At 65.1% G+C, this 3,399-nt stretch carries 2 protein-coding genes and 2 pseudogenes; 2 read left to right on the forward strand and 2 right to left on the reverse strand.

From position 1 onward, the window contains the following. Nucleotides 1-137: pseudogene (locus ACFYY7_RS45430) on the reverse strand (IS5/IS1182 family transposase); the annotation flags it as partial. A gap of 242 nt (nucleotides 138-379) precedes the next feature. On the opposite strand from ACFYY7_RS45430, the pseudogene ACFYY7_RS45435 reads away from it, so the two are divergent. Next, nucleotides 380-1,551, forward strand: a pseudogene (locus tag ACFYY7_RS45435) (IS30 family transposase). Here ACFYY7_RS45435 and ACFYY7_RS45440 read toward each other — a convergent pair. Next, nucleotides 1,521-1,889, reverse strand: coding sequence for a hypothetical protein (locus ACFYY7_RS45440; RefSeq protein WP_388672293.1), 369 nt, complete (start codon nucleotides 1,887-1,889; stop codon nucleotides 1,521-1,523). The pseudogene ACFYY7_RS45435 and the gene ACFYY7_RS45440 sit on opposite strands and share 31 nt — an antisense overlap. 885 nt (nucleotides 1,890-2,774) lie before the next feature. Here ACFYY7_RS45440 and ACFYY7_RS45445 point away from each other — a divergent pair. Beyond that, a complete protein-coding gene (locus tag ACFYY7_RS45445; protein WP_388672296.1) occupies nucleotides 2,775-3,299 on the forward strand; it encodes an AAA family ATPase in 525 nt (174 codons plus the stop codon). The last annotated feature ends 100 nt before the right edge of the window (nucleotides 3,300-3,399 follow it).

A 3,399-nucleotide genomic window follows, 5' to 3' on the forward strand; every position in this document is an offset into this window, starting at 1 on the left:
CCGCTGCGGGTGCACCTCCGGGTCATCAGGGTGATGAGTGCCCAGGTCAGGTGGGCTTCGGAATGTTGTGGAAGACGTTCGTAGTCGCGGACGTTGCGCCGGGCCTTCATGATCCAGCCGAGGGTTCGTTCGACAACTCTCGCTTAAATCCGCGCCCGCGTACGCGAGCCCCTGGGTTCACCCATTCGGGCCATTTGGTCCGTGGACGGGCCGACCAGCGGACCATGGTCGGCCCAGACCATCTGGGTTCTAGTGGTCGTTGCAACACCTCAGCTCAGAGGTGGCAATGGACGTCGAATTTCGTGGGAGCCGAAGGCCCCAGGGCAACAGGCCGTTGATCCAAGAACGGGAGACATACTTCCTACTTGTGGATCAAGGAATGAGCTTCGCCGAGGCTGCCAGGACCGTCGGCATCAGCACCCGCACCGGCGAACGATGGCGCAACGGACGAGGTGCCTCGGGTCGGATCAAGGCATATCCACCGATCAACGCGGCACCCATCGCTGAACCGAGCGACCCCTCGCGCTATCTCCGCGAGGCCGACCGCGTCCACATAGCCGACCGGCTACTGGAGAAGGCCACCATCCGGGCGATCGCCGCCGAGCTGGGCCGAAGCCCATCGACGATCAGCCGCGAAGTCCGCCGCAACGGCACCATCCTGGCCGACGGCAGCTGGCACTACCGGCCCTACACCGCCCAGCGCCGCGCTGACGCACGCCGGCCTCGCCCCAAGACCGGGAAGATCGGACAGAACCCGGAACTGCACGACTTCATCCAGTCTCACCTGGCTCTGCGCTGGAGCCCCGAACAGAATTGCCACGCTCTGCGCAAACGCTTCCCCCATCGGCCGGACATGCACGTGAGCCACGAGACCATCTACCAGGCCCTTTACACCCAAGGCCGCACAGAACTCCGCCGTGAACTGACCCAGACTCTGCGCACTGGACGTACCAGGCGACGCCCTCGCCGCCTGGCCGACCGTCGGCGCTTCCGCGCAGTCAAGAACATGGTCATGATCAGCCAACGGCCGCCCGAGGCAGCCCACGGGCCGTCCCCGGGCACTGGGAAGGCGACCTGATCCTCGGCCGCAAGAAGCACTCCGCGATCGCCACCCTGGTCGACCGCAGCACCCGTTACCTGATGCTGGTCCACCTGCCCGACGGCTACAACTCCGCAGCCGTGCGCGACGCCCTCATCGCCACCGTCAACACCCTGCCACCCCACCTGAAACGGTCTCTGACCTGGGACCAGGGCACCGAGATGGCCGCTCACCACGGCTTCAGCATCGCCACCAACGTCCCGGTCTACTTCTGCGACCCCGGCAGCCCGTGGCAGCGCGGCTCGAACGAGAACACCAACGGCCTGCTGCGGCAGTACTTCCCCAAGGGCACCGATCTTTCGGTCCACCCTCGTGAGCATCTTGATGCGGTAGCAGCCGAGTTGAACAGCCGCCCTCGCAAGACGCTCGGCTGGGCAACACCAGCTGATCGTCTGCACGAGTTGACTGCTTCTCCGTCGAACTACTTGGGGTCTTCACTCTCCCAGGGGTAGACGAAGAGGCCAGGCCGGACGCCCCATGCGTTCAACACAGTGATCAGCTCGGACTCGTCCGCGGCGTCAGCGGACCCGATGAGCAATGCTCCGATGTCGTAGTCGAAGCCGTCGATGCGTTCGCAGTCATACTCCCAGTGCTCAAGGTGGAAGCTGCGTTCAGCGTCGCTGCGAACCCATCCCGCGCCCTGTGCTTGGGCATCGGGATCGCTCTTCTTGGGGCGAACGTCCACAAATGCCCGGTGGCCTGGCCGGGATGCTGGAACTTCCGCAACCAGCCTCCTCCCGAGACGGAGCGCGGTGAGTTTGTCCACGGGCCAGCTCGATCCGTCGTTCATGAGGCTTCATTCTGGCCTGGTCACGCATGGGCGAGTAGCGCGGCCCAGGCGGTGACTTCTGGTGATTGCTCAACCAGTCGCTACCAAGGCGCACCACCACCACGCCGCCGAGGCTGCAACAGCGGCTCGACTGGGACCTCCCCGCCGAGCCTCTGCCTACACTGCTCACGCTTGATCAACTCACCGCGTGTTGCAACGATCCCTCGAATCCACCCCACAGGCCCGACCATGACCCGGGCCAGGACCACGGCCCCGGCCTGGGTCACCCCTGAATCGGGGGCGCCGTCCGCCGGGCACCGGACCGACGACGAGCACGACCAGGAGCACGGGGCTGGCACCGCGCCCGCGGCTGCTGTCCGCCGAGCGGATCGAGCACGGTGCGCTCCTGGGTACTGATGACGCCGAGCAGCTGCCCGCGCGAATGGTCGGCGGGATCCTCGGGCCTGGGATCTCCTGCGTCATTCCTTGCGCGATCCCTTGCACGATCTATCTGTTGCACCCTCTCTCCGCGGCGTCGTGTGTTTGTGCAGGTCACCATGCCTGTAGAGGTGTGGTCGGGGTGCTGACATCCCCTCTGCGCACCCCCTGCCGCCCGAACTGCCGAAATGGAGAGGGTGGGGGCGGGGCGGGCGGAGCGCCTCGGGGATCGGCGGCCGGCCAGTCCCTCTAGCGCGATGGCGGGGCCGCGCGCGGGCCGGGTCTGGGGCCCGGCTGTTTCTGAGGCGGAGCCGGAGCACTGGGAACCCGCCTAAGGGTTGTCCCGTAAATGATCTCCGAGTCGCCTCGGGCATGCTCGGTGGTCGTGTGGACCGCTGACCTATCCGGCGAGGGTGCCCTGTCCAGAAGTAACCTGCTGAGCGTGATGGTCCGCGTAGGGTGAGATATATGATCATCTGGCTGAATGGCACCTTCGGTGCGGGCAAGACCACCACCGCAAAAGAGCTGATCTCGCGTATCCCGGATTCGAGGCTCTTCGATGCCGAGAAGGTCGGAGAAATGCTCTGGCATGTGCTCGGGGTGCCCGAAAGGGACTTTCAGGACTTTCCGCCATGGCGGGGGTTGGTGGTGGAGACCGCGCGACAGGTACTCGACTACGTGGGCGGAACTCTGGTGGTCACCCAGACGGTCCTGGTCGAGCAGTACTGGCGGGAAATCCATGACGGTCTGACGGCGGCTGGCATCCCCGTGCACCACTTCTTGCTGGACACCGACCAGGAAACGCTGGCCGAACGCATCGAAACTGACACCAAGTCAGAGAGCATTGACGCTCGGCAGTGGCGTCTTGACCACTTGGCCGACTATGAGCGAGCCCTGTCCTGGCTTCGTCGGGAGGCCCAGGTGATGGACACCACTGGTGTTGTGCCTTCTCGCGTAGCGGAGATCATCATGCAGAGGGTTCAAACCGGCTGATCGATCTAAGGGCTGTCCCGTAAATGATCTCTGAGCGGCCTCGGGCATGGTGGGCTGCCGTTACGGCTGGGTGGTTTACCTGGCGAGGGCGAGGTTGTGC

Source organism: Streptomyces sp. NPDC001933 (assembly GCF_042890955.1).
Taxonomy (GTDB): Bacteria; Actinomycetota; Actinomycetes; order Streptomycetales; family Streptomycetaceae; genus Streptomyces.

What these genes read in the sequence shown, in the direction of transcription:
- ACFYY7_RS45440 (WP_388672293.1), bottom strand. Translation starts at nt 1,889, where the DNA reads ATGAACGACGGATCGAGCTGGCCCGTGGACAAACTCACCGCGCTCCGT.
- ACFYY7_RS45445 (WP_388672296.1), top strand. Translation starts at nt 2,775, where the DNA reads ATGATCATCTGGCTGAATGGCACCTTCGGTGCGGGCAAGACCACCACC.